The organism is Bacillus cereus group sp. BfR-BA-01355, from assembly GCF_022663675.1.
In the GTDB taxonomy this organism is placed as follows: domain Bacteria; phylum Bacillota; class Bacilli; order Bacillales; family Bacillaceae_G; genus Bacillus_A; species Bacillus_A thuringiensis_S.
The window spans coordinates 1-5597 of the sequence record NZ_JAKUFY010000189.1 but is presented as its reverse complement, the minus strand read 5'-3'; the positions used below and the strand labels follow the sequence as shown (position 1 = coordinate 5597).

Genomic DNA, 5597 nt, shown 5'->3' with positions numbered 1-5597 from the left:
AAATAATCTGAATTTACATTTGCAAATTTAGCAAGTTGTTTAACAGATATTGGATTGTAAATATTTTTTAAAATATAGTTTTTGCAAATAGCAATAGTCTGTGAATATTGCTGTGTTTTTTGTGCCTTTACACGGTCTGCAAAGGTACAAAAAGCATTTTTTAATAAATCCCAAACAGATTCTTTATCTTTTAAATCTTCTGTTCTTTGAATGTGTAAATCATAAATTTTGTAAGCAATCCCAGATGGAAGTCCCCCTTTTATCGCATATCTAGTAGCGAGCGTGATGGATGAAATACAAATGTTTTTATGACGTCTTAATTGATGGAATGAAGATAAAGATGAAAGAGTCTCTTGTTGGAATTCGTAATAATATTTGAGTACGGTTTCTTTATCCCCGTTTTCTATAGATCTAAGTAGTTGCTGCTCTATATATAAATTATGATAAATGGATTCGTCTTTTTGCATTGAAATATATACATCTTCGTTTAAGATTCTGCTATGACTTATATGAAGTGAGTCACTATTATTTGAAAAGGTGCTTACATCTGAATTTTTTGTATAGAGAATGTTATAGAACAATATTGCTATATTTATAAAGAATTTTTGATCTTTGACTGACAATGAAAAATAATGGTCTCTTGTTCTTTTATAATTCGGAATAAAATTAAGGTTACTATCCGCTTTACTTGTAGAAAAGTTTACATGTGCCAAGGGCCCGATAATAACAGTACCGTTTACCATATAATCGCTCTTTATGTGAATTAAAATGAAGTGCCCTAGATGTTCGTGAGTTCTGAAGATGGGGGAATTATATGTATCATTTCTCTGAAAAAGCACATGTAACTGTTCTATTTTTGATGTATACAACGAGTGTGAATCATTTTTTGATGTAAATTCTAAAAGGATATTTTTGTTACAATCTAAAAAACAAACTGGAATTTCAAAAGATTGGAAAAACATATTGCAAATGTACTCTATCTCAACTAGACTGAGCTTTTTAGTCATATTCTTCCTCCTTACAGTTATGCGTAATAGTTAAATAAACATATATTCCTTTTTTCATAAGTAGAAACGGAAAACCTTTATTAATAAAAAATATAAATAAAAGTTATAAACTTCTAAGAATAATACCATAATTTAACATGAATATCACATATTATTTGAATATACAGGTAATAGTTTTGGACAGTAGCGTAAAATATGAATCGTCACACTTATTTGTTGGTTATTACTTATATGTATTAAAAATGATTAAGGTTGGATTTTAAATAGGGATAGGAAGTGAGAAATTAATAGATTGACAGTAAGTGACTAGTCGAAATTAGCAGTGAAAGCTATTATGTAACAAATGTAATGATTTTTGAAGTAGAGATATAAGTGTAATTTAGGGGAGAAAATTACATATATCATGTGGAGAGACAACGTAATAATAGAAGATAAGAAATGTGAATAAGTGATTGTAAACAATGGATTGTTGGACGACTATGTTTTATGTTATTCGTTTAAATCTGATACTTGGCACACTATTGCTTTTAAGAAGGTAATAGTAATAAAGAGATTTTTAAAATGATAGAAGTAGTAAAGGGGATAAGAGAAATGAAAAAAATATTTAGTGTGCTTTTAGTGTTATTCTTAACATTTTCTACATGGTCTAGTGTATTAGTAAAGGCAGATTCACCATCTAAAGGTACTTTAACGATTCATAAGTATGAACAAGAAAAAGATGGAGCGCAGGGACTAGAAGGTGACGGTTCTGCAAATCAAGAGGTGCCAAAAGATGCGAAACCATTAAAAGGTGTAACGTTTGAAGTGAAAAAGGTTGCGTCTTTTGAAAAAATTTCAAACGATGGGAAAATCGTGAAAGAAGATGTGAAACCTGTAATGGGAGCAACTCCAACGCAAGTAGTAACAGATGATAACGGACAAGCTGTATTAAAAGATCTTCCGCTAGGACGTTATGAGGTGAAAGAAGTGGCAGGACCTCCACATGTTAATCTAAATCCCAATACGTATACAGTGGATATCCCATTAACGAATAAAGAGGGTAAGGTGCTAAACTATGATGTTCACATGTATCCTAAAAATGAGGTTAAACGTGGTGCAGTGGATTTAATAAAAACTGGTGTAAATGAAAAAGCATTAGCAGGTGCAGTATTCTCTTTATTTAAAAAAGACGGTACAGAAGTGAAAAAAGAGTTAGTAACAGATGCTAATGGTCATATTCGCGTGCAAGGATTGGTGTATGGAGAATACTATTTCCAAGAAACAAAAGCTCCGAAAGGCTATGTAATAGATCCAACTAAACGTGAGTTTTTTGTTAAGAACTCCGGAACAATTAATGAAGATGGAACTATTACTTCTGGTACAGTAGTTAAATTAGAAGTGAAAAACTATGAAGAACCAATAATTGATAAAAAGATTAACGGAAAATTGGAAGCGTTACCAATCAATCCGTTAACTAATTATAATTATGATATTAAAACATTAATTCCAGAAGACATTAAGGAATACAAAAAATATGTGGTAACAGATACTTTGGATAATCGTTTAGTGATTCAAGGAAAGCCAATCGTGAAAATTGATGGAGCAGAAGTAAATGCAAGCATTGTAGAGGTAGCTATAGAAGGTCAAAAAGTAACAGCTACAGTAAAAGATTTCACAAAATTAGATGGTAAAAAAGAATTTCATTTGCAAATTAAATCTCAAGTAAAAGAAGGAGTACCATCTGGTTCGGAAATTTTAAATACAGCAAAAATTGATTTTACAAATAAAAATGATGTAATTGGAGAAAAGGAATCTAAACCTGTAGTTGTTGTTCCAACAACTGGAATAATTGAGTTAACAAAAATTGATGGTGCTAATAAGAATAAATTAAAAGGTGCAGAGTTTGTACTTAAAGATAAAAATGGAAAAATAGTTGTTGTAGCAGGAAAAGAAGTAACAGGTGTATCAGATGAAAATGGTGTTATTAAATGGTCTAACATTCCATATGGAGACTATCAAATTTTTGAAACGAAAGCACCAACATATACAAAAGAAGATGGTACAAAAGCTTCTTATCAATTGTTAAAATATCCCATTGATGTAAAGATTAGCGAAAATAATCAAACGGTTAAATTAACAATTGAAAATAATAAAAGTGGATGGGTTCTTCCGGTAACGGGTGGCATAGGAACGACTCTTTTTACTGTAATAGGCCTTACGTTAATGGTTACAGCGGCATTTGTTTTCTTCAGAAAAAAGTTTGCTAATAATTAAGATTTTAGGAACATGTAACTATGGGAAAAGGGGAGAAGAAAAATGCTTCCCTCTTTTCGATATTTAAGCATATACAGAGGTGGAAATATGAAACGAAATCTTGTTTTGGGAGGTATTTTTTTATTTGGATTAGGTGTTCTTTTATATCCTACTATTAGTAATTGGTTGGCGACTCGTGCACATTATTCTGAGATTAGCTCTTACGATAAGAAGATCAAAGAGCTACAAAAGAAAGAAGTCGAACGTAGGGAAAAAGAAGCAGCCGAATATAATAAACAAGTTCACACTTCCACGAAAACATTTACTGATCCATTTTCTGAAAAAAAAAGTAATCATCAAGCATATGCTGATGCGTTAAATTTAGGAGATGTAATGGGGTATATTGAAATATCGAAAATTAATATAAAACTGCCAATCTATCAAGGGACATCTGAGGAAGTATTGAGCCGCGGGATAGGTCATTTAGATTTTTCTTCGCTCCCGATAGGTGGAGAAAATACGCACACTATTTTAACAGGGCATCGTGGTTTACCATCAGCAAAATTATTTACAGATTTAGATAAGTTGAGCGAAGGAGATCTTTTTTATATTCATTCTTTAGACAAAGTTCTTGCTTATAAAGTAGATCAAATTAAAGTAGTGTTACCACACGAAACGGACGATCTACAAATTGTACAAAAAAAAGATTATACAACTTTAATTACGTGTACGCCTTATGGAGTAAACACCAATAGATTGCTAGTTCGAGGTGTGCGTGTGGAGTTAAACGAGAAAGAAAAACAAAAAGTGAGTACAGAGATATTTATATTTAATAAGTGGACTGTAATAGTTCCAATCCTATTGTTATGTGTGTTTCTAGTCGTAATTTATAAGAAAAGGTTAACTAGATAGAATGTATTTATTTATCCTGCATTAATGGACAGTGGGACCGGAAATTCAGAGATAAGTAAAGAAGGAAGGTATATAGGGAATGAAGTAAATCCTCATTGATAAATATGTCATTTTATTCGACTATAGAAAAAATACGGTAAAGGTGGAAACAAAGGAATTGAGGCTACGATTAAAGCTGGTAAGTATTCATTTTATTGTTTTGTTAATGTTAAGTGTAAGTTTTGTCGTATATGTACCAAAAGAAGTATATGGATCCACGACAAACTTAGAAGGTCTAGGTGATATATCGCGTTATAATGCAGTTGTCTTTGGTAACCATAAAGCAATAGGTGGCGACATTGAAGGAGCAATTGCAGTTCAAGGTGATATGGATGCATCGGGGTATACGATTGTAGGTGCTGCAGCGGGAACATCTAATATAGTAGGTGAAAAATGGGTTGATGAGGGATATCCGTCCTTGTTATTGTCTGGAAAATTTAAGAAATCAAGAGAAGAATCTTTTATCATTCAAAACGGAATAGTCGTAATGACAAAAGAGAGTGATCCAGATCGCATCATACAATCCTCTTATGATCGTATCGTTTATAAAGAAAAACTAGAAATTGACGCGAAATTTAATGAATTTCGCAATATAGTGAACCAAGTCAGTAAAAATGCAGGTCAATATAAAACGAATACCCAAATTCCAAATATGAGTCATGGAATCGGAAAAGATATAAACAATCCTAATATTTATGTTTCATCAGAATTGATAGGGAAAATCAATTTAGATATAAGAGATGTATTTTTACCAAATGCTAAGGACAAAGATTTTATTGTTATGTATTCGGATGCAACAGAGGTTACATTTAAAAATGGGTCTATTCTATATGACACGAACAATATTGGAAGGGCTACAGATATAGTTCCTACATCACAACCATATTCTCCTAATTCCCCGTTTACTGAGCTATACGGGAAAGTGATTTGGGTTTTTCCAAATGCGAAAAAAATTACAACAGAGGGATATGGTGTCGTTGGGAGTGTGTTTGCCCCAAATGCTGTATTAGAAACAAAAGGCGGCTCGATTAATGGACAAGTATTTGTCGGCGCGGTACAACAAACTGGTGGATTTGAATTTCACAATTTCAAATTTAACTGGCAACATTGGAACAAGCCTAGTACTGGAAAAGTAAAAATAAAAAAAGTTGATAGTAATAATGATAATAAAAAATTGGTGGGAGCAAAGTTTCATATAGAAGATTCAAAAGGAAAAATAGTTGGAGAACTATTAACAAATGAAGAAGGAGAAGCGATATCAAAAGACTTACCAATAGGAAACTATATCCTTGTAGAAATAGAAGCGCCAAAAGACTATGAATTATTAAAAGAAAAAATAACTGTAAAAATAGAAAAAGATGCAGTAGTAGAAATTAAAATAGGAAATAAGAAATTGCCAGATCCAAT

The 5597-nt window shown here is 31.9% G+C and carries 4 protein-coding genes; 3 read left to right on the top strand and 1 reads right to left on the bottom strand.

The features are described from left to right. Positions 1–1007: AraC family transcriptional regulator (locus tag MR167_RS30100; RefSeq protein WP_242316138.1), on the bottom strand; the 1007-nt coding region annotated here is incomplete at its 3' end. Positions 1008–1598: 591 nt separating this feature from the next. Between MR167_RS30100 and MR167_RS30095 the strand changes: the two genes are divergently transcribed. From MR167_RS30095 to MR167_RS30085, 3 genes are all read left to right on the top strand, one after another. After that, on the top strand, positions 1599–3260 hold the full coding sequence (locus tag MR167_RS30095) for a SpaA isopeptide-forming pilin-related protein (RefSeq protein WP_242316137.1): 1662 nt from the start codon (positions 1599–1601) through the stop codon (positions 3258–3260). Positions 3261–3347: 87 nt separating this feature from the next. Further along, positions 3348–4151 (top strand): class C sortase, encoded by an 804-nt coding sequence (locus MR167_RS30090; protein ID WP_242316136.1) that lies wholly within the window; start codon positions 3348–3350, stop codon positions 4149–4151. A 157-nt stretch (positions 4152–4308) separates the two neighbouring features. Continuing rightward, positions 4309–5597, top strand: a 1289-nt coding sequence (locus MR167_RS30085) for a collagen-binding domain-containing protein (RefSeq protein WP_242316135.1), incomplete at its 3' end; no start/stop codon positions are given.